The sequence below is a fragment of the Rhodococcus sp. ABRD24 genome (genome assembly GCF_004328705.1).
Lineage (GTDB): Bacteria > Actinomycetota > Actinomycetes > Mycobacteriales > Mycobacteriaceae > Prescottella.
The window spans coordinates 3,042,801-3,062,505 of sequence record NZ_CP035319.1; the positions used below are offsets into that span (position 1 = coordinate 3,042,801).

24 protein-coding genes, 1 tRNA gene and 1 pseudogene are annotated in these 19,705 nt (G+C 66.7%); 16 read left to right on the plus strand and 10 right to left on the minus strand.

Annotated elements, in window-relative coordinates; all coding sequences use genetic code 11:
* Window positions 1-13: 13 nt before the first annotated feature.
* Window positions 14-1,360, minus strand: coding sequence for an amidase (locus tag ERC79_RS13395; protein ID WP_131578853.1), 1,347 nt, complete (start codon window positions 1,358-1,360; stop codon window positions 14-16).
* The gene (locus ERC79_RS13400; protein WP_131578855.1) at window positions 1,357-2,322 is read right to left on the minus strand and encodes a prephenate dehydrogenase; all 966 of its coding nucleotides are present in this window, start codon (window positions 2,320-2,322) and stop codon (window positions 1,357-1,359) included. Before ERC79_RS13400 ends, ERC79_RS13395 begins: the two co-directional genes overlap by 4 nt.
* Before the next feature lie 49 nt (window positions 2,323-2,371).
* On the opposite strand from ERC79_RS13400, the gene ERC79_RS13405 reads away from it, so the two are divergent.
* From ERC79_RS13405 to ERC79_RS13420, 4 genes are all read left to right on the plus strand, one after another.
* Complete coding sequence (locus ERC79_RS13405; protein ID WP_131578857.1) at window positions 2,372-2,911, plus strand: tRNA adenosine deaminase-associated protein; 540 nt, start codon at window positions 2,372-2,374, stop codon at window positions 2,909-2,911.
* Window positions 2,912-2,927: 16 nt separating this feature from the next.
* Entirely contained in the window at window positions 2,928-3,386 is a 459-nt protein-coding gene (locus tag ERC79_RS13410; RefSeq protein ID WP_131578860.1) for a nucleoside deaminase, read from the plus strand.
* Window positions 3,387-3,532: 146 nt separating this feature from the next.
* Window positions 3,533-3,730, plus strand: a complete 198-nt coding sequence (locus tag ERC79_RS13415; RefSeq protein ID WP_131578862.1) for a CsbD family protein — start codon at window positions 3,533-3,535, stop codon at window positions 3,728-3,730.
* A 51-nt stretch (window positions 3,731-3,781) separates the two neighbouring features.
* A tRNA-Ser gene (locus tag ERC79_RS13420) sits at window positions 3,782-3,872 on the plus strand.
* Window positions 3,873-3,930: 58 nt separating this feature from the next.
* Here the strand turns inward: ERC79_RS13420 and ERC79_RS23500 are convergent.
* Window positions 3,931-4,089 (minus strand): annotated as a pseudogene (locus tag ERC79_RS23500) (site-specific integrase); the annotation flags it as partial.
* 328 nt (window positions 4,090-4,417) lie between these two features.
* Between ERC79_RS23500 and ERC79_RS13430 the strand changes: the two are divergent.
* Window positions 4,418-4,927, plus strand: a complete 510-nt coding sequence (locus ERC79_RS13430) for a DUF3761 domain-containing protein (protein WP_207390521.1) — start codon at window positions 4,418-4,420, stop codon at window positions 4,925-4,927.
* A 137-nt stretch (window positions 4,928-5,064) separates the two neighbouring features.
* Here the strand turns inward: ERC79_RS13430 and ERC79_RS13435 are convergent, their stop codons facing one another.
* Complete coding sequence (locus ERC79_RS13435; RefSeq protein ID WP_131578866.1) at window positions 5,065-5,583, minus strand: flavodoxin domain-containing protein; 519 nt, start codon at window positions 5,581-5,583, stop codon at window positions 5,065-5,067.
* Window positions 5,584-5,698: 115 nt separating this feature from the next.
* Window positions 5,699-6,094, minus strand: a complete 396-nt coding sequence (locus ERC79_RS13440) for a hypothetical protein (RefSeq protein WP_131578868.1) — start codon at window positions 6,092-6,094, stop codon at window positions 5,699-5,701.
* Window positions 6,095-6,133: 39 nt separating this feature from the next.
* Here ERC79_RS13440 and ERC79_RS13445 point away from each other — a divergent pair, with 39 nt between their 5' ends.
* On the plus strand, window positions 6,134-6,331 hold the full coding sequence (locus ERC79_RS13445) for a hypothetical protein (protein ID WP_131578870.1): 198 nt from the start codon (window positions 6,134-6,136) through the stop codon (window positions 6,329-6,331).
* Between the two features lie 8 nt (window positions 6,332-6,339).
* Here ERC79_RS13445 and ERC79_RS13450 read toward each other — a convergent pair whose 3' ends face one another.
* Together ERC79_RS13450 and ERC79_RS13455 are read right to left on the minus strand one after the other, a co-directional pair.
* Entirely contained in the window at window positions 6,340-6,780 is a 441-nt protein-coding gene (locus ERC79_RS13450) for an integrase core domain-containing protein (RefSeq protein WP_131578872.1), read from the minus strand.
* Window positions 6,744-7,130: an IS3 family transposase gene (locus ERC79_RS13455; protein WP_165497119.1), complete on the minus strand. Its 387-nt coding sequence runs from the start codon at window positions 7,128-7,130 to the stop codon at window positions 6,744-6,746. The genes ERC79_RS13450 and ERC79_RS13455 overlap by 37 nt, the downstream gene beginning before the upstream one ends.
* A gap of 322 nt (window positions 7,131-7,452) precedes the next feature.
* Between ERC79_RS13455 and ERC79_RS13460 the strand changes: the two genes are divergently transcribed.
* On the plus strand, window positions 7,453-7,959 hold the full coding sequence (locus ERC79_RS13460; RefSeq protein WP_131578876.1) for a hypothetical protein: 507 nt from the start codon (window positions 7,453-7,455) through the stop codon (window positions 7,957-7,959).
* Window positions 7,956-8,594: an RES family NAD+ phosphorylase gene (locus ERC79_RS13465; RefSeq protein ID WP_207390321.1), complete on the plus strand. Its 639-nt coding sequence runs from the start codon at window positions 7,956-7,958 to the stop codon at window positions 8,592-8,594. Before ERC79_RS13460 ends, ERC79_RS13465 begins: the two co-directional genes overlap by 4 nt.
* Window positions 8,595-9,662: 1,068 nt before the next feature.
* Here ERC79_RS13465 and ERC79_RS13470 read toward each other — a convergent pair.
* The gene (locus ERC79_RS13470; RefSeq protein WP_131578878.1) at window positions 9,663-9,977 is read right to left on the minus strand and encodes a hypothetical protein; all 315 of its coding nucleotides are present in this window, start codon (window positions 9,975-9,977) and stop codon (window positions 9,663-9,665) included.
* 446 nt (window positions 9,978-10,423) lie between these two features.
* On the opposite strand from ERC79_RS13470, the gene ERC79_RS13475 reads away from it, so the two are divergent.
* The 3 genes from ERC79_RS13475 (at window position 10,424) to ERC79_RS13485 (ending at window position 13,421) form a co-directional block, all read left to right on the plus strand.
* Entirely contained in the window at window positions 10,424-10,756 is a 333-nt protein-coding gene (locus ERC79_RS13475) for an Lsr2 family protein (protein WP_131578880.1), read from the plus strand.
* Window positions 10,757-10,794: 38 nt separating this feature from the next.
* On the plus strand, window positions 10,795-11,643 hold the full coding sequence (locus ERC79_RS13480; RefSeq protein WP_242676560.1) for a hypothetical protein: 849 nt from the start codon (window positions 10,795-10,797) through the stop codon (window positions 11,641-11,643).
* Window positions 11,644-11,792: 149 nt separating this feature from the next.
* Window positions 11,793-13,421 (plus strand): alpha/beta-hydrolase family protein, encoded by a 1,629-nt coding sequence (locus ERC79_RS13485; RefSeq protein WP_242676887.1) that lies wholly within the window; start codon window positions 11,793-11,795, stop codon window positions 13,419-13,421.
* 45 nt (window positions 13,422-13,466) lie between these two features.
* Here the strand turns inward: ERC79_RS13485 and ERC79_RS13490 are convergent, their stop codons facing one another.
* Both ERC79_RS13490 and ERC79_RS13495 read right to left on the minus strand, forming a co-directional pair.
* Entirely contained in the window at window positions 13,467-14,732 is a 1,266-nt protein-coding gene (locus ERC79_RS13490; protein WP_242676561.1) for an LCP family protein, read from the minus strand.
* Between the two features lie 77 nt (window positions 14,733-14,809).
* A complete protein-coding gene (locus tag ERC79_RS13495; RefSeq protein WP_131578882.1) occupies window positions 14,810-15,397 on the minus strand; it encodes an XRE family transcriptional regulator in 588 nt (195 codons plus the stop codon).
* Window positions 15,398-15,549: 152 nt separating this feature from the next.
* Here ERC79_RS13495 and ERC79_RS13500 point away from each other — a divergent pair, with 152 nt between their 5' ends.
* The 5 genes from ERC79_RS13500 to ERC79_RS13520 all read left to right on the plus strand — a co-directional run bounded on the left by ERC79_RS13500 (window position 15,550) and on the right by ERC79_RS13520 (window position 19,688).
* Window positions 15,550-16,338 carry an aldolase gene (locus ERC79_RS13500; protein ID WP_131578884.1) on the plus strand — a complete coding sequence of 263 codons (789 nt, stop codon included), beginning with the start codon at window positions 15,550-15,552 and terminating at the stop codon, window positions 16,336-16,338.
* 29 nt (window positions 16,339-16,367) lie between these two features.
* A complete protein-coding gene (locus ERC79_RS13505) occupies window positions 16,368-17,258 on the plus strand; it encodes a dihydrodipicolinate synthase family protein (protein ID WP_131578885.1) in 891 nt (296 codons plus the stop codon).
* A 9-nt stretch (window positions 17,259-17,267) separates the two neighbouring features.
* Entirely contained in the window at window positions 17,268-17,699 is a 432-nt protein-coding gene (locus ERC79_RS13510) for a hypothetical protein (protein ID WP_131578887.1), read from the plus strand.
* A 205-nt stretch (window positions 17,700-17,904) separates the two neighbouring features.
* Complete coding sequence (locus tag ERC79_RS13515; RefSeq protein ID WP_207390322.1) at window positions 17,905-18,363, plus strand: MarR family transcriptional regulator; 459 nt, start codon at window positions 17,905-17,907, stop codon at window positions 18,361-18,363.
* On the plus strand, window positions 18,360-19,688 hold the full coding sequence (locus tag ERC79_RS13520) for an MFS transporter (RefSeq protein WP_131578888.1): 1,329 nt from the start codon (window positions 18,360-18,362) through the stop codon (window positions 19,686-19,688). The genes ERC79_RS13515 and ERC79_RS13520 overlap by 4 nt, the downstream gene beginning before the upstream one ends.
* The last annotated feature ends 17 nt before the right edge of the window (window positions 19,689-19,705 follow it).

Here is a 19,705-nt window from a genome sequence, read left to right on the forward strand (position 1 = left end):
TGCGAATGCGCGGTCAGCCCACCGTCAGTGCACAGGCGAGAGCGGTGGACTCGGCAGGATGCGACCCGTGCCCGCCCGCGGTGGTGGGCAGACCGATCAGCTGGACGCCGACCGGCGCGCCTACGTCGATCGTGACGGGCGCCGAGATCGCGGGGATCCCGAGCGCATTGAAGGGACTGCACATGCGCAGCAGCGGGGTTCGGGCAACGGCAGGGTCGGCTGAGAGGGCTTGTTCCTGGGTGACGGCACGCAGGGGAGTGGTGGCGGTGATCAGTGCGTTCAGGCCCAGGCTGCCGCGCAGGCGGGAGAGTGCTTGGCGGCGAAGCCGTTCCACCGTGCGCAGCGCGTGCAGGTACTCGACGGCGGGGCGGTCCTTCTGTGCCGCCAGCAGCGCGGCGGTCGGTGGCTGGTAGAGCTCCGGCACGGACTCGAACCAGCCCCGGTGCGTCTCGTACGCCTCCGAGCCGGTGATGATCGGGTACGCGGCCAGGAGTTGCGGCGTCTCGGGCAGCTCCACGTCGATCACCTCGGCGCCCGCGTCGGCCAGCGCCTGGCACGCCGCATCCACTGCGGCCGCGATCGCGGCATCGGCGACATCCCAGTTCTCCCCGCGCAGCCGGCCCACCCTCAGCCCTGCCACCGGGGTGCGCACGTGTGCGACGCCGGGGATCGCACCCCATGCCAACGAGACATCGAGAACGTCGGCCGCCAGCAAGCCGACGTGGTCGAACGTGGTCGACAGCGGGAACACGCCGCCGGTCGGCAAGGCGTCGAAGCTCGGCTTGAAGCCGACCACGCCGCACAGGGCGGCGGGAGTGCGTGTGCTGCAACCGGTATCGGTGCCCAGAGCGAGTGGGACGACGCCCCTCGCAACCAGGGCCGCCGACCCGGATGACGAGCCGCCCGTGATCAGCGCCGGGTCAACCGGGTGCGCGGCCGGGCCGGACGCGTTGACCGCGCCCGTCGGACCGTACGCGAACTCGTGCAGGTGCGTCTTGGCGACGATGATCGCGCCGGCCTCACGTAGCCGGGCGACGATGCGGGCATCGGACTCGGCTGGCGGGACGTCGGCGAGGACCGCGCTGCCGCACCGCGGCGGCATCCCCGCGACATCGATGTTGTCCTTCACCGCGACCGCGATGCCGTGCAGTGGGCCGATCCAGTTCCCGTCGGCCATCTCGGCGTCGGCGCGCGCGGCCGCCTCCAACGCCGCAGCGTCGTCGCGGGCGGCCACTAGGTTCGCCCACGGCGTGTCGAGCAGTCCGTCGAGCGCGTGGAGAGTGGCCCGTACATGCTCGGTGGCGGTCATCTCCTTCTTGGCGAGCAGACCCGCGACGTCGCGCAGCGTGGGCGTGCTCATGGCCGCAACACCCCGCCGCGGCGTCCGGCGTCCCGCATTCGTTCGAGCCAGTTCTCGGAGCCGGGGGGGATGTCGGTGATGGTCCAGCGCTCGCGCTGCTCGTAGCGCAGGCGGGCGTCGTGCCCGGATTCCACCAGCTCAATGAGCGTGCCCTGGCCTGCCAGCTCGGTGCGAGCCCGATTCAAGACCTCGAGAGTCTCGTCCAGAGAGGTCAGCAGGGCGGCACGGTTGCCCTCGCACATCGCCCGCACCAGCTGCGGCGCGGTCGATGCAACGCGGGTGCCGTCGCGGAACGAACCGGCGGCCAGGCCCAGCGCCAGGTCGCCACCGGCAGCGCCGGACAGCGCGAGCGCCTCCGCCAGGACGTGCGGCAGGTGCGAAATGCGGGCCACGGCGGCGTCGTGCTCGGCGGACTCCGCCGGAACCACCACCGAGCCGCAGTCCAGCGCCAGCCGCGCCACCTGCGCCCAGATGGCCGGGTCCACGCCGTCGTCGGCGCTCACCACCCACACCGCGTCGCGGAACAAGTCGGCGTCGCCGGCCACCCACCCGGATTCCGATGTCCCCGCCATCGGGTGCCCGCCCACGAACCGGTCCTGGAGGCCGTGCCGGGCGACCGCAGCGGCCACTTCGACCTTGACACTGACGACGTCGGTGACGGGGCTGTCGGGTGCGTGCTCGGCGATCGCGGCGAGGGTCGCATCGACGGCCGGCATCGGCACCGCGACCACGATCAGCGCCCGCGCAGCGGCGGCCCGGCGGAGCACCGCGGCCAGGTCGGTTCCGGCATCGAATCCGTCGGCGAGAGCGGCGTCCACGGTGGGAGCGGAGCGGTTCCAGCCCCAGCCCTCCCGGCCCGCGGCGACGGCCGCACGAAGTAGCGATCCACCGATCAGACCGAGGCCGAGAACGCAGATGGGAGGTGCGGAAACGGAGTCAGCCACCCGAACAGGTTGGCACATTTACGCCTGGACTTCTTATGGAGGCACTGCGCGGGCTACCGTTGCGCGCATGGGTGCACAGCGCGCGAACAACATCAGCGCCTCCGCAGGTTCGATGGAGGACCTGACCGGCTTCGGCATCGCCGTCGTCCGTGAGGAAGGCCGCTGGAAATGCGGTCCGTTGAGCGAGGGTGCGCTGACGAGTCTGCGCACCGCCGAAAAGGAGCTGCTGGAGCTGCGCAGTTCCGGTGCCGTGTTCGGTCTGCTCGACGTCGACGACGAGTTCTTCGTCATCGTCCGTCCCGCACCGACCGGCACTCGACTGCTGATCTCCGACGCCACCGCGGCCATTGACTACGACATCGCGGCGGACGTGCTCGAGGCGCTCAACGTCGACATCCCCGACATCGATCCCGACGAGCTCGACGACGTCGAACCGTGGGAAGAAGGCGACCTCGGGGTGCTCGCCGACTTGGGGCTGCCGGACGCCGTACTCGGGGTGATTCTCGCCGAGACCGACCTGTATCCGGACGAGCAGCTGACGATGGTCGCCCAGCGCTGCGGCTTCGAGGCGGAGTTGTCGGCTGAACTCGACAAGCTGCCCCGCTGACATCGGGTAGTTCGGCGTGACCCTGCGGGACGACGAGCGGATGGTCCGTGCCGCGCTTGCCGCGGCCGCCGCCGCCTCCGATGCGGATGTACCGGTGGGCGCGGTGGTGTTCGACGCGGCCGGCGTGGAGCTGGCGCGTGCAGCGAACGCCCGCGAGGCGTCCGGCGACCCCACGGCGCACGCCGAGATTCTCGCCCTGCGCGCCGCCGCCAGGGTTCACGGCGACGGCTGGCGGCTCGAGGGCGCGACCCTCGCGGTGACCCTCGAGCCCTGCACCATGTGCGCCGGCGCGCTGGTTCTCGCACGCGTCGGCCGGGTCGTGTTCGGGGCGTGGGAACCGAAGACCGGTGCGGTCGGCTCGTTGTGGGATGTGGTCCGGGATCGTCGGCTCACCCACCGCCCACAGGTGCGCGGCGGGGTCCTCGAGGGCGAATGTGCGGGCCTTCTCGAGAATTTCTTTCAGGACCAGCGTTAGCGCCTCTGAACTGCGATAACGCAGACTTTCCTGGCGGTGAGCCGGGGAGTTCCCCGGCAGAGTTCCGCCGATCGTGGTGTCGTGGAGACAGGTGCTCATGTGGCACCGGAACCGCAAGACCTACGCAGATTCACGGAGGAGTGCTCATGGGAATCGCAGACAAGGCTCAGAACAAGGCTCAGGACCTCGGCGGCAAGGCCAAGGAAACCGCCGGCAAGGCGACCGGTGACGACGAGCTGAAGAACGAGGGCAAGGGCGACCAGGTCGAATCCGCCGTCAAGGACGCGGGTGAGAAGGTCAAGGACGCCGCCTCGACGATCAAGGACAAGCTCACCGGAAAATGACCCTGACCTGGCGATTCGGCCATATGGCTGACGTCCGGTAAAGTTTTCGGCGGTGGCGTGTCCGAGCGGCCTAAGGAGCACGCCTCGAAAGCGTGTGACGGGTAACCCCCGTCCGAGGGTTCAAATCCCTCCGCCACCGCCAAATGCCCCTCACCTGCTGTGCAGGTGAGGGGCAACTTTTTGCCCACATGTTGATTCTCCACAGCTGCATCGAGTGTGTCGGCCACCGCAGTCAGGTCACCGTCGAACAGGTCCGTGCAGACATCGAGGGTCATGGTCGCGGACGGGTGTCCGAGCATCTTCTGGGTTGTCTTCACGTTCGCCCCTGCGGATACCGCAAGCGATGCGGCTGTATGCCGACTGAGCGCTCCCGCCTACACCTCCTCAGCGGGGTGCGTGAGGCGCTCGACTGTTTGCGATGGGAGCTGCAGCTCGCTGGCGGGTGCTGAGGTGTTTGGTCTAGAAGCATTCGGGTGATCTCGCAAACCGGGCGGTCGACTTCGTGTTTAGATGTTGCGGGCCAATCGCACATCTTTTGGGGGAGTCACCTTGTCCGGATTCTTCAGCCTCGTGGGCGTCGTTGCGCTGATTATTGGCGTCATCGCGCTGTTCAGGGGTCGTCTTGGGTGGGCCCGAATCACGGGCCGCAAGCCAGCCGCTGCGGTCACCGCGGGCGCCGTCGGTTTGATGATCATCGGTGGCACGCTCGCTCCCTCCCCGGAATCTCCGGAGTCTGAGCAGGTCCGAGTCACGCGGTCGCTCACACCTACCGCGACATCGACTACCACGACTACTGAGCGACCAACGACTACTACTGCCACGACGACGGTCGAGGCGCGACCTACAACGACAAGTGTTGCGCCTGCGCCGACTTCGATTCCATCTGCGGGCGCATTGGTGGCGCCTCTGGTTGCCCCGCCTGCGCCGGCCGTTGTCGCACCCGCACCCGCACCTGCACCCGCTCCGTCGCCCGCTCCCGCTCCGGCTCCCGCGCCATCTGGTACAGGTGGTAGAACGAGCGGCGGCGGTTGGGGCTGCGGCGACGGCTACTACGAGAACTCCGCGGGCAACTGCATTAAGTCGCCTGGCTCAGACGCGTCCGGGGCATCAGCGAAGTGCAAGGACGGCACTTTCAGCTACAGCCAGAGCCGAAGGGGAACTTGCTCAGGCCACGGCGGCGTCGCCGTCTGGTACTGACCGACCGAACGTGCAGGCCCCGCCGAACTCGGCGGGACCTTCATTCGGGTCAGTCTTCCTCTGATCCCGCATCAGATCGGACTCATCCAGAAGCGAAGGTGGACAACTCCGTTGATCCGTAGGGGACAGTTGGAGTTTCACAGGTTGGCGCAGATGTCAGCGGCCCAGTTGTCGATGTCGTGCCAGTCGCGAGCATCACCGTAGTGACCACCCATCATCCGAAACACGATTCGGCCAGTCCCGGGCCAATCGCCAGGAGCGATCGCCCCGGCGAAAAAGCGATGATCGCGCACGCGTGCCGTTGATCGCAGTGTCGCTACGGCACGGGGTTCGGGAGTCGCCCGGCGCAAACCCCGCGCCAGAAGTGGCGACAGAAACGTGCTGGTCGTTCCCACCGAGGACACCGAAAACGCCCAAACAGTTCGTCCGCGCAGATCCGTGCTCAGTCGCTCGATCGCCTCACTGGCCTCGGTGAGCCACTGTCCGTTGTGGATCGCGCTTCCGAACACGCATGCCCGATAGCCGGCTACCGATGTCGTCTCGCCCAGCGGGCGAATGTCCACGTCCTCACCGGACCGCTTGATCGATGCTGTAATGGCCTCAGCTACACCGCGAGTCGACCCATTGGCCGTCGCGTAACCCACCAGTACGGCCATGTGGTGAAGCCCTTTCGACGGGTAGTCGCCGGCGCGACTGCGCCCTCGACGTCACGACCACGTTGAAAGTGAGAGCCTACGCCTGCAGGAGGCCGAACCGACCCGAGTTGAACTGCTACCGCTGGCCCGACGAGGCTGGTGTGACGCTCGTCGACGCAGAAGTATCACGCTGACGAATCGAGTCGGTGGCAACAGTCAACGCAGAGGGGTTTTCGATGGCAGGCAGGAACGGCTCGATCACGCAACCGCGAGGATCGCCGTGGATGCGGCGCTCGACGCCGCTCGGCGGGACGGCAGCAGTGTAAGCGTCGCCGTCGTCGATGCGCGGGGACACGATCTGTTGGTGGGTCGCGGTACTCGACGAGGCGACCAACACGGTGATACTCGAGTTGCTTCCGGGCCAGTACAGCCACTTCGGCGGCCGCGGCGGTGGAAACAGGTCACAGAGCTGGCAGGAGCGGTCGATCTTGACGGACGATGATCTCGCGACGCTACCCAAGGACAGAGCCATCGTGTCGTTCCCTGCGAACCGGCCTGTGCTGATCAAGAAATGCTGGTGGTGGAAGCCGATTATGCCGACACCGTCCGAGACTCGATCCGCCGCTACAGCGCCAGTCCAGCGCTTGCTGAACTGCTACTTGCCGGCGCCGGGGACGATAACGACTACGACGATCCGGAGCCGATCTCCGACGCTTCGGCAGGTCCCCGAAAGTCGGTCCAGCTGGTTCTGGAGCCAGGTTGTGATTGATACCGATCTCAGTTGATCGCGCAGGCCACGGGGTGGTGCCTGTGGCTGCATCGGGCAGCGTACTCGACCGGGGTCAGGTAGCCCAGGCTCGAGTGACGGTGACGGGTGTTGTGCTCGTGCTTGAAGTCGCCGATGACGACGCGGGCCTCGAGCAGGTTCGTCCAGTGGTTCCGGTTCAGGCACTCCCGTCGTAGGCGGTTGTTGAACGTTTCGATGTAGCCGTTGTTCCACGGCGTACCCGGACGGATGTACGACAGCCCCACCTGTGCGGCGCAAAATGATTGCAGCGCTTGGTAAATGAACTCCGACCCGTTGTCCATCCGCAGGGCCATCGGCGGACCGCCCGCTGCAGCGAAACACGCCTCCAACTCGCGGGTGAGCCGCTCGGCGGTGATCGACCGCTCGACGATGTTCAACAGCGACTGCCGGGTGGGGGTACCGTCCTGCACGAAGTGCGTGGGGGAGGTTCATCGAGCAGCGACGCGATCTTCACCGACTTGCCGTCGACAGTGGAATCGAACTGGAAGTCCAGGGCCCACAACACCTTCGGCGCATCGGCCGGGGTCGTCGGGTACGACGAGCAGCCGACACGTGTGCGGGCGCTGTGGACCCGCCGCTGCAGGCCCTCCTCCTTCCACAGGCGATGCACCGTCTTCTTGTTCACGCCCTGGTGTTCGTCGAACCGCAACGCCGCCCAGGTACGCCGGAACCCGTGGCACGGATTCGTCTTCGAGTACGTCCGCAGCCAGTAGGTGGAGCGGGCGAGCCCGACCGCTTTGCACGCGAGCCGTTCCGACATGCTCAGCACGTCCTCGAAGCATGTCGACGGCGCGGCGTGTGGCGTCCGGGCTCAGAGTTTTCCCTTGGCCACCTCGCGGAGGGCGTCCTTCTCGAGTTCGGCCTCGGCGAGCAGTCGCTTGAGCCGGGTGTTCTGTTCGCGCAGCTCACGTGGTCTTCGCCGCGGCCTATGCGCTTGACCGCCGTATCAGCGTGGTGTTGGCGCAAACGACCCGAGACTGCGGTGGATCACGGGTGGCCGGCGTGCGCAGTGGCATCTCGCCTACCCACGCAAGTTGCTTGACCTACTTGACTTGACCTGCTTGACCTAGGATTATGGAGTCATGAGCACTCCACTGAAGAAGGTTGTCGACGACCAACTGGATGCCAGCGGTATGGCAGGGGAGCCTCTCGACGCCGCCGATGCGAAGTATGTTGCCGCCGGGGTGAAGAGCGTGCTGTCGAGCCTCAGGGCACGCCGCGCCTGGGAGAACCACATCGGCGCGGTCCTTACCCACAAGCAGGCCCTCCATGTCACCGGCTGGAGCAAGCAGGCCCTCAGCCAAGCTGTCCGAGAGCATCGGGTGCTGCAGTTGAAGGCTGCTGAAGGGACCGCGGGCTATTGGTCAGGCGGTTTGACCGACACCGATCCGCACGTCCCGATCCTGGGGATCAAGGGCGTTCTGGGGGCGTGGGCGCATGCCGACGTCGAAGGCTGGACTATCGCCTCGTGGATGTCGAGCCCGCAGCCCGAACTGGGTGGGCGTACCCCGCGGCAAGCCCTTGTTGATGGGGACACGAGTGACGTCGTCACGCTCGCGCAGCAGGCGTCTGCACGGTTGGTCGCATGAGTGCATCGCGCGCCCAGCAGCACCTGAGCCCGCCACCGTCCTCGGATGAACTCCGGGGACGGTTTCCTGTGGTCGCTCTCCCAGCCGGAACGCGCATGTACCGCACTCACGGGTCCAAGTTCGCTCCGTGGTGGTTCGGTACCGGCGGCGGCCGCTTCGACCTGCCCGGTCCTCACGGGACCTGCTACACCGCTGAGGCGGAACTGATCACGCTGCTTGAGACATGGGGCGGAATCCAACTGATTCCGCGGCCCGAGATCAACAAGCGATCGATCTCGACGGTGGCTGTCAGTAGAGAGCTCCAGGTCGCGGACATGACATCGAACGCCGCGATCCAGTTCGGCATGACCTCTGAGATCTCCACGACCATCGACTATCCCCTCACACAGCAGTGGGCCCTTGCGCTGCGCGATGCGGGCTATGACGGCATCCGGTATTGGGCACGGCACGAGATGGCACACGCGGATGCCTGCTTCGCGCTGTTCGCCCCGGGTGGGGACCAGACCAGTGCACCAACTGCGCCAACCGACTTCACGGTTCTCGGTTCCGCGGCACTGTCGGACCGGCCCGATCTGTGGGATGCCTTGCAGCGTGTGGCGGGTATTGAGGTTCTGGACATCCCGGCGAGCTTCTGACTGGCGGAAACGCAAGGCTACCAACCAGGTTCAGGTCGTTCATGGAGTCGCGGAGTTTCGAGGCTCAGTGAGTCGTCTGTCCCCGACCACCTTGATCAGCTGTTGTCTGAAGCTGGCGTGACGAACCGGGTTTGGGGGAGAATCGATCTGATCGATGTCGTAGCGACTCGATCCGATGCCGATCGGCATCCTCGCCTGGGCAAGTGGCTTGGGGTGCCGGAATCTGTGGTGGTGGCGGACGTATCCGACCCACGCGCCGGCGCCTCGGGTTCCTGTCAGCGGCCGGACGGGGGAAATGCGTTTCAAGGATGGGCACCCAGAGTTGTTTCGCCAGTTGCATCCGACCCGGAATGGCGGGGTTGATCCTGAGGCGATCACGAATGGCGCGACACAATGGGTTAGGAGCAGGCAAAGCCTGTTCAACGCCAGCTCCGCTGTGCAGGACCATTTCGAAATGCCCGGCCCACCGGGCGATCGAACCTAGTACGTGACGCTGCCCCTCGCCTGGCATGGACCCAGGGGCAGCGTTCCGGGTGGTTGCTTACAGCCCGCGGTCGGTGTCGCGACCGGGCTCGGGTTCTGTCCGGTGCTGATCGCCGCGTTCGAACTTCACGGTGGACTGTTTGCCGCAGATTGTGCGGGTGGCCCGCGTCCAGAGTGGCGCCGGCGCTACGGGCGACTTCGATCCCGGTGGGCATGGCCGCCGGTTCCTTCTCGAACCGTTTGAGAGCGGTCTCGGCTGCGTAGCGGGCAGCGTCGCGGCGGTCTTCGAAGTCGCTGGCTTTGGTGCCGTCTGCGCCCCAGGCGCTCCAGTGCCAGGCCCGGTCGGTCCATTGGATGCGCGCGCCGGGTTGGCCGCTATCGCGGTCGGCTTCGCCGGCCTTCCACTGTTCGGCGTATGCGGCCATCCGTTCCGGGACCGACTCGGCGAGCGCGGCCGGGCTGGTTTTCTCCTTCTCTGCGTGTGCGCGTGTGGAGTTCAGGTCCAAAGGCCACTTCGGATACAGACCCTCGGCGCGGCGACGGTCGAGGTCGTGACCCCGGTCCGCGAGTGCTCCGGGGGAATTCTCACGGGCGTTGACCTCGGCCTTGAGCTCGGCGAGGGCGTAGCGGGCGCGAAAGTTCCTCGGTCCGGGCGCCGCTGTGGCCCCAGCACTTCCCGACGCCGGTGTAGCCGGCCACGCGGGCATTGAGCTGCAGATCGACGGTCGGCCAGCGACCGTTGATGACCGCGAGAACTGTGCCGTTGCGGCGAGCCCGCGCGGTCACGGCGCGGGCCCTGCTCGGGGACACGTCGGCGCCGCCGAGCGAGACGAGGACGAAGTCGACGCCATCGACCAGCGCCGCGGCCACGGCGACCGGATCCGGCCCCGGGTTCGGCACGAGCGCACACCTGCGGAGGTCGGCACCCATCTCCGCGGCCCGCGAGCAAGCTCAGGCGGGGTAGCCCGACGATGGCGGCCCATCCGCCAGCCTCCGTCACGGAGGCGATCAGTCCGGCGCGTAGTGAGGCGGCGCCGCTGACCGAGACGATGGTGCTTCGTAGTTCGTCGACCTGATCGATGCGCAGGTTCAGCAGTCCCTGACGACTCTGCCCGGTGGTCTGCCGGTCATCGTCGACGGCGTCATCGTCGGCGGTGCGCAGCCGGAGCAGGACGTGGAATACGCGCAGACCGGTATCGACGCCCGCTGACCGGCACTCGGTGCGGACCGGGCGGGCCTCATCGTCACGGCCGACGATGTGCAACCCCGATCCGCATCGGCCTGTGCGCGGGGTTGTCCCGTAATCTCCTATGAGGCTTGTCTGGCGATCCTCCTGGGAGATACACGTGGCAAAGAAGGTAGTTGTCGAGCTCGTCGATGATCTTGATGGCGAGCCCATCGACGTTGGTGGCGAGACCATCACATTCGCCGTCAACGGCGTCGAGTACACGATCGACCTCAACGACAAGAACGCCGTCGAGTTCCACCGGAAGCTCGACTACTACATCCGTCACGCGACCCGGGTCGGCGGACGGCAGACGGTGCGCGCCGCGAAGCCCGCGGGCGGCGGCGCGAGCACCCAGGAAATCCGCGAATGGGCCAGCCGCAACGGTTTCGCGGTCTCGGCCCGTGGACGCATTTCCGGTGACGTGTTCAAGGCGTACGCGGCCGCTCACTAGCGATGGCAACTGTCAGTAGGCGCAGGAAGGCCGGCGTAGTGCCAGATCCTCCTGCCTCCGAATCTCCGGCTCCCGAGCCGTCTGTTCCCGAGGCCGTCGACGACCTCGAGGCCCCCCTCGTCGTTGAGACATCCGACGACGCACCGGAGGAGGTCGACGCCGTCGCCCCGGCCACCGACGTCTCGTACTCGCACCAGGATCCGATCCGGGTCTTCCTGTACGACATCCCCAACGACGGCGGCGAGTGGAATGCCCACTACGAGCTCGGGATCAAGCGCATCCGCAGTAAGAAGGTGGGCCCCGTGGTCTACCTCGATCTGCTGCACCGGGTGTTCCCCAAGCACGAGGTGCTCGTCAAGGGTGAGCTGCTGAGCGTGAAGACGCGGCCGCACCCCGACGACCCCAAGGTGCTCACCGAGGTGGCGCTGCTGGTGTACCTGACCACCGAGGTGGAACTGTTCAAGGCGTTCCTCGAGTGGGCCGGTGGGGAGGTCGCGGCGATCCGCGTCACGCCCGCGCAGCTCGACGAGGTGGCCCGCAAGATTCACAACGACGTCTACCGAATCCACCTGTTCAAGCAGCGGCTCGTCGCGGCCGGTATCGAGGATCCGGCCGAGCTCGACGAGGACGTCATGCGCCCGATCGAGGTCATCAAGAGCGAGATCGACGCCATCCAGGACCTGCGGATCTCCGTCAAGCGATACCGCGACCGGGTGGTGCAGGCCAAGCGTGATCGCGTCGTCAAGGAGAGCCAGAACCTAGTCGGAAACATCGAGATGGCGACCTGGGATTCGGTGCAGCGCCGCGAGGAGATGATCGTCATGCGGGAGTGGGTGGACAACCAGCAGCGGGTCCTGCCCATCGGCCGCACAGTGAAGTTGACCTGACGCGATAACTCTCCACTGTGAGATCCGTCTACACTTCGCCGGTGTCGATTCCAGTCGCCCCCGACGTCCAGTCCGACCCCGAGCAGAAGGATCCGCCGGTCGCGTCGCCGTCGGCGAAGCCGCCGCTGCGACCGCGTCTCATCGCGGCCGTGACCGGATACGGCCGCTCACTCAGTGCCGTCGGCCTGACGCTGGCGCTGGTGTTCTTCGCCTTCTCGATGACGCCGTCACTGCTGCCGCGCGCGTGGTACTTCCAGGGCATCGCGACAGGCGTCTCGTGCGTGATCGGCTACGCGCTGGGCGTGGTCGTTGCGTGGATCGTCCGTAAGATCGGGTTCGATCCGCAGTGGTCGGCGCAGACCCGTCGCCGGGGGTGGCTCGCGTTGGCGGTGGCCGCGGTGATCGTCGTCCCACTGTTCCTGTACCTGGGGTCGTCATGGCAGGCGACGGTGCGTTCGCTGGTCGCGGTCGAGGAGACTCCGCGCTCGCTGTACCTGCTGGTGTTGACGGTCGCGGTACTGGTGGCGATGTTGCTGCTGGGGATCGGCCGACTGTTCCGTGCTGGGACGCGACGCGTGGCGAAGTTCGGCTCCCGGTTCGTCCCGGCACCGGTCGCGCGCGCGGTCGCCGTCGTGCTCGTGGCCTTCCTATCCTTCACTATTGCCAACGATGCTCTCTACCAAGGCTTCCTGCGGTTGGCGAACAACGCGTTCGCAGAGGCCGACCACGGCACTCATCCCGGCACCGAGCAGCCGACCGCGCCGGAGCGTTCCGGATCTCCCGCATCGACGCAGGCGTGGGACACCCTGGGCCAGGAGGGACGCCAGTTCGTCGCGGCGGGTCCCACCGCCGAGCAGCTCACCGAGTTCAGCGCGCGGCCCGCGCAGACGCCGATCCGCGCGTACGCGGGTATGGCGTCGGCCGACGATCTCGAGGGTGTCGCGCAGAACGTCGTCGCCGAACTCGACCGCACCGGGGCCTTCGATCGTGCAGTGCTTGCGGTGGCCACTACCACCGGACGGGGCTGGGTCAACCCGTCCGCCGCGAACTCCCTCGAGTATCTGTGGAACGGCGATACCGCGATCGCGGCCATGCAGTACTCGTTCCTGCCCAGCCCGGTCGCCTTCCTCACCGATGTGGAGACACCGAAGGACGCCGGCCGGATCCTGTTCGAGGCGGTGCACGCGGCGTGGGCACAACTTCCCGAGGCACAGCGCCCCAAACTCGTGGTCTTCGGAGAGAGCCTCGGCGCGTTCGGTGGTCAGAGCGCGTTCACCGGCGCGCAGGACATGGTCGCCCGCACCGACGGCGCACTGTGGGTGGGTAACCCGAGTTTCAGCGAGCAGTGGCAGCGGATCACCGACTCCCGCGACCCCGGTTCGCCGGAGATCCTCCCGATCGTCGACGAGGGGCACTCCGTCCGGTTCTCGAGCAGGCCGTCCGATCTGGACCTGCCGGCGCAGTGGGCCGACCCGCGGGTGGTGTACCTGCAGCACGCGTCGGACCCGATCGTGTGGTGGTCGCCGCGCCTGATCCTGCACAAGCCGGACTGGCTGTCCGAGCCACGCGGACGCGACGTCGATCCGGCGATGCAGTGGATCCCCGGAGTGACGTTCTTCCAGGTCGCGATCGACATGGCGTTCTCCAACGCCGTGCCCGACGGCTACGGCCACAGTTACGGACCCGAGGTCGCCGTCGCGTGGGCGAAGATCGTTCCGCCGACGGGATGGACCGACGCCGACACCGACCGGCTGGCCGAGCGCGAAGCCGCGAGCTGACCTGCCGGCCGCTGGTATGACTGTCCGGCCCGGTGGTCGGTCGCGTCAGTCGACGCAGGGGATTCCGTTCGGGGTGTCCGCGGAGATGGGTGCACCCTGGACGCCATTGGTGGGGATCGTCACGGCGTCGGCGCGCCCGTCCGGCACCGAGAGGTCCTGGGCGTCCACGGTGTTCGGCGGCGTGGAGGTAGTGGGGGGTGGAGCAGCGCGACCGTCAGTGAAGAGTTCCTTGATCTCGCTGCGAAGAAGGTTCGGATCGACGAGGTTGACCGATTGACCGTCGATGGTGGCGTAGCTCTGGATCGGTAGCGTGTAGAAGTCGAGGTTTCCTCTGGTCAGGGCGCGTGCGTGGGTCGCGAAGTCGACGGGGTCGAGTTGCGAGTCGATGACGATGTCGTTCTTGACGGCATCGGCCAGCGCGCGCAGCTTGCCGATGTTGCCGATCACTCCCGTCGACTTCAGGTTGTAGAGGACCGCGCTGAGGAAGGCCTGCTGCCGGTGGGTGCGGTCGAGGTCGCCGTTGTCGAGGCCGTGTCGCTGGCGGACGAACGACAGCGCCTGCGACGGATCCAGGGACTGCCGGCCCGCGGGGAAGCGTGCGCCGGAGTAGGGATCGTCCACGGGGGCGTTGAGACACACTTCGAGCGGCCCGAGCGCCCGGGCGATGTCGTAGAAGCCCACGAGATTCACCTCGGCGAAGTGATCTATCGGCACGCGCAGCAGATCCTGGACCGTCCGGAGTGTCGAACGCCGCCCCGCATCCCGGGCGCGTTGCTCACGCTCGGCCGGATCGCTCATCCCGGCCTCGGCTAGTTCAATGTCCGCATCGGCCTTCGCCAGCCCGTAGGCCTCTTTGATCTTGCGCATTCCGTAGCCGGGAACGGCCACGTAGTCGTCCCGTGGGATGGCGGCCGCCGTGGCGCGGCTGCCGTCACCCGGAACATGCAGCAGGATAAGGGTGTTGGTGTTGTACCCGCCGACATCGCTGTCGCCGGCATGCAGCTGGTCGGTGACGAACTCGGCTGGAAGGTCGTTGCCGTCCATATCTTTCCGGCTGTCGAGGCCGATGAGGAGGATGTTCGTATCGCCATGCGCCGACGTGCGTTCCTCACCCGACAGGGCGTCGAGCGCATCTGATCGGGTGAGCCCCGCGGCGAGGTGCGACTGGGCCGCCCACGCCAGCCCGCTCGACGCCAGGACCACGGCCGACAGCGACGCAGCGACGACGCGAAGCGCAGTCGCCCCCCGTCGGCGGGGAATCGCATGATGGCGACCCCGTCCGGCCAGTCTGTGCTTCTGCTGGGCATTCACCGCGTCAAGATAGCGTGCGACACTGAGAAGAAGCTTGGAGGCCGTGCGGTCTCATTCGAACCAGGGGGCAGGTCCCGTCAGGACCCGGGTCCGCAGCGCCGCTGCGGCGTATGCGTTTCCGGAGCCAGGGTGGAGTCCTTGTCGTAGACCACGATCACCAGCTCCGCGCGTTCGGGTGACACCGACCGCACCCGGTGTGGGGTGTTCGCGTCGAAGTAGAGGCTGTCGCCCTGATCGAGAGTGATCACCTGGTTGGGGATGCTCACTTCGACCGTGCCCCGGGTGACGAGGACGAACTCCTCGCCCGGGTGTTCCATGAAGTCGGATCCGGACTCGGTGGTCGGGTGAACGATGAACGGCTGCATCGACTTTCCGACCATCCGGGTGGCGATGGGATCGTAGACCGCGCTTCCGGTGCCGTCGGCGACGGGTATGCGCTGGTCGTGGCGTTCGAGGGCCATCGCGTCGGTGTCGAGGCCGTCGGAGAACAGTTGCCCGACATCGGCGTCGAGCGCTCGCGCGATCTTCAGCGCGACGGCGATGGATGGCGTGCTGATGCCGCGCTCCACCTTGGATAGATAGCTCTTTGTCAGTCCGGTGCTCTCGGCGAGGGCTTCCAGTGTCAATCCGGCCCTGCGTCGATGGGAGCGGAGGAACGCCACCAACTCTCCGCCTCTCCTCTGTTTGCTGCCGCGCCCGTCGCGTCGGCTTAGTGATTCCCGATCCTACGGTGATCTCCCATGGTTGCTTAAATGACACAAAGTGTCCTATAGTCCTACTTGTGTCACTGACAGGGATAGTTGGAAGGGAGACCGGTATGGCGACCACGATGAGCCTCGGCAAGGAAGAGCTGATGAAGACCGCGAAAGCGGCAATGCTCGAACAGATTCCGAAGCAGCAGTGGACGGACCGTCAGAAGATCGCACTGACCTGCCGCGCGCTCTTCGACGCCGGCCACGACTCGGGCCTGGCGGGGCAGATCTCGGCCCGCGGAGCCGAGCCCGGAACGTACTTGACCCAGCGGCTCGGTCTTGGGTTCGACGAGATTACCGAGGGGAACCTGCTACTCGTCGACGAGGATCTCACGGTCCTCGAAGGCGAAGGAATGGCCAACCCGGCCAACCGGTTCCACAGCTGGGTCTACCGCGCGCGGCCCGACGTGAACTGCATCGTGCATACGCACCCGCTGCACGTGGCGGCGCTGTCGATGCTCGAGGTCCCGCTCGAGGTATCGCAGATGGACATGGCCCCGCTCTACGACGACTGCGCTTTCCTGCCGGACTGGCCAGGTGTGCCGGTCGGCAACGAGGAGGGTGAGATCATCGCCGGGGCCTTGGGCGACAAGCGCGCGATCCTGCTGGCGCATCACGGGCAGCTCGTGGTCGGGTCGACCATCGAGGAGGCGTGTTCGCTGGCGCATCTGATCGAACGGGCCGCGCGCCTGCAGTTGCTGGCGATGGCCGCGGGCGAGATCAAACCGCTTCCGCCGCGGCTGGCGAAGGAAGCTCATGACTGGACGCTGACCCCACGCCGAAGCGAGGCGAACTTCGGCTACTACGCGCGCAAGGCGCTGCGGGCGCATCCGGACGTCTTCGACCTTCCCTGACTTTGACCTACGCCATCTGAGGAGCACACATGACCAGCACTATCAGCGGCATCGTTGCGTACCCCGTGACCCCGCTGCACCCGCGCGACAACAACACCGTCAACGTCGAGATCCTGCACCTACTGCTCGACCGCATGATCGACGCGGGTGTCGATGCGATCGCGCCACTCGGCAGTACCGGGGAGAGTTCCTACCTCGATCCCAGCGAATGGTCAGCCGTCGCAAACGAATCCATCGGCCATGTCGACGGTCGTGTGCCGACCGTCGTCGGAGTGTCAGACCTGACGACAGCCGGAGCCGTCCGACGTGCACGAATCGCAGAGAGCCTCGGCGCTTCGGCGGTCATGGCCTTGCCGATGTCGTACTGGAGGCTCACCGAGGAAGAGGTGCGCCAGCATTTCATGGCGATCGCGGATGCGGTGTCCATTCCGGTGATGGTCTACAACAATCCCGCCACCACCGGCATCGATATGACGCCGGAGTTCCTGTTCGACCTGGTCACAAGCGTCGACAACATCACGATGGTCAAGGAATCGACGGGTGACGTCACCCGTATGCACCGTCTTCGTGAGCTCAGCGGTGGGACACTGCCCTATTTCAACGGGAGCAACCCGCTCGCACAGCAGGCATTCGAGGCAGGAGCCGCCGGATGGTGTACGGCTGCACCGTGTCTGATCCCGGACCAGATTGTGGCATTCCATCGACTGGTCGTGGCGGGGGACCAGGCTGGAGCGGCTGAGTTCTTCGACCGGATCCGTCCGTTCCTCGACATGATCGTGAGCCGCGGACTGCCGACCACGATCAAATCGGGCCTGCGCGGTATCGGCATCGAGGCAGGGGACCCGCGTCGCCCACTGATGCCCCTCGATGAAACCGATACCGCGCACCTTCGGGGGCTCATCGCCGCCGCGTGCGGATAAGAGGGAGTTGTGGACGCGAACCTCGGAACGGACACAGTCGTCACCCTGCTCGCGGCCGGGCTGATCTTCCTGCTCGCGCTCGGCCTCGGGGTTTGGAAGTACCGCCAGATGGTGACGTCGGACAACCATCTGGCGCACCCGTACGTCGATATCGCGCACCGATCGGCGCTGCTGTACGCGTTCGCGACGCTCCTGGTCGCGGTCTTCGTGGAGCTCAGTTCCTGGCCGACGTGGGTGAACCTGACCGCCGCAGCGGTACTCGTGTTCTTCTTCCTCGCGGCGATTGTCAGCTATATCGTGCACGGTGCGCTGCGCGACACCGACAATCAGTTCGAGCATCCTGATCGTGGGATGCATATCGCGATGGTCTTGCTCATCGGCGGCGAAATGGGTGGTTTCTCGGTACTTCTCGCCGGATTCGTCGCGGGGCAGATGCTGTAAGTAGACGGGGCGACGTGGTGCCTCCGGTGGTGGCGGGGGAGTTGCTCGTCGGCGGGGTCCGTGAGTTACCCGGCGAGCGCGCGTCGAATCGTATCTACGAGAACCCTGTCGGTCACCGGTCTCGCCGGTGACCGACAGGTCGGCGCACCAGGTTCGACGCCGTCCAGTGTATGCTTGCTGATAAGCAAGTAACTGGAGGTGGACTTTGACGAGCCTCTTCGATGACGACGAGGTCTCCCGGCTTCGGATCGCACTCGGACGCATTTCCCGGCAGGTCGATCGGCAGACTTCCCGCGGCGAACTGACGAAGACGCAGTTCTCGATCCTCACCACCGCGGTGCGCCGGGGGCCGATCCGGGCCAGCGAGATGGCCGAGATCGAGACCCTCAATCCGACGATGCTGTCGCGGATGATCGGCAAGATGGAAACCGACGGGCTGTTGACCCGCTCGGCCGACCCCGACGACGGCCGCGCCGTCGTCGTCTCCGCGACCCCCGACGGGGTTGCGCTGCACACGCAGCTGCGGGACAAGCGGACTCAGTTGTTCGCCGAGTACCTCGCGCAACTTCCCAAGGCCGAGACCCAGGATCTGCTCCACGCCCTGCCGGCCCTGGAGGCCCTCGGCGAGCGGATGTGTAGGGCCCGGGGCGCCAGCCGCTCATGACGACCGCGGGAAGTCTCGGACGCCAAACCTTTGCCGCGCTGGCGAACCGCAACTTCCGCTGCTTCCTCAGCGGCCAGGCAGTCTCGCTCATCGGTACCTGGATGCAGCTGGTCGCACAGTCGTGGCTGGTCCTCGAGCTCACCGGCTCCGGCACTGCGATCGGCCTCGTCGTCGCGCTGCAGACCCTGCCGGTCTTACTGCTCGGGCCGTACGGGGGTGTCGTTGCCGACCGGGCGGACAAGCGCCGCTTGATGATCGGCCTGCAGTCGCTGATGGGCGTGCAGGCCGTCGTCCTAGGCGTCCTCACGCTCAGTGGCGCCGTTGCGCTGTGGCACGTATACCTGCTGGCGCTACTGCTCGGCCTCAACCAGTCCTTCGAGAACCCGGCGCGACAGTCGTTCCTGCTCGAGATGGTGGGGCCGGAGGATCTGCGTAACGCCGTGAGTCTGCAATCCACGCTCGTGAGCGCGTCGCGCATCGTCGGTCCGGCGGTTGCGGGCGTCACGATCGCCGCGGGCGGTCTCGGTATCTGTTTCCTACTCAATGCGGCCAGTTTCGTCGCGGTGGTGACATCGTTACTGCGGCTGGATATCTCGGAGCTGCGCCGCTCGCCGCCGATGGAACGCGCACGCGGCCAGCTTCGTGAGGGTCTGCGTTACGTGCGTGGCAACCGCAATCTCGCGGTGCCACTGCTGATGATGGCATTCATCGGCTGCCTCGCCTTCGAGTTCCAGGTGGTACTCCCGATCGTTGCCGACCAAACCTTCGGCGCGGGTTCCGAGGCGTACGGATTCATGACCGCCGCGATGGGCATCGGCGCAGTGTGCGGCGGTCTGCTTGTCGCGACGTGGGGTCGCACCGGCACGCGCGTCCTGATCGTGGCGGCGGCGGCCTTCGGTTTCGCGCTCGTCGCCGCGGCGGCAGCGCCCACGCTCGCGCTCGAACTGATCGCCCTCGCCATCGTCGGCGCCGTCAGCATCGCCTTCAACTCCACCACCAACAGCACCCTCCAGCTCGAGGCCGAACCGCAGATGCGCGGCCGGGTCATGGCCCTGTGGGCCACGGCGTTCCAGGGCTCGACGGCCATCGGCGGGCCCATCGCGGGGTGGGTCAGTCAGGAGTGGGGTGGACGGGCCGGGCTGCTGCTCGGTGCGATCACCTGCCTGGTCGTGGCTCTCGTTGCGGCGATCGTGATCGGCCGCGGCAGGAAGGTTGCCGCGCAGACCGAGCCGATCCCCGGGGACCCGGAGGGGCCGGTCACCCCGAGTCTCGCGAGCACCGAGGATCCGGCGGCGATGGCGGATGTGCGTCCGAAAGCGGCGTGACCTTCGGGCAACCCGAG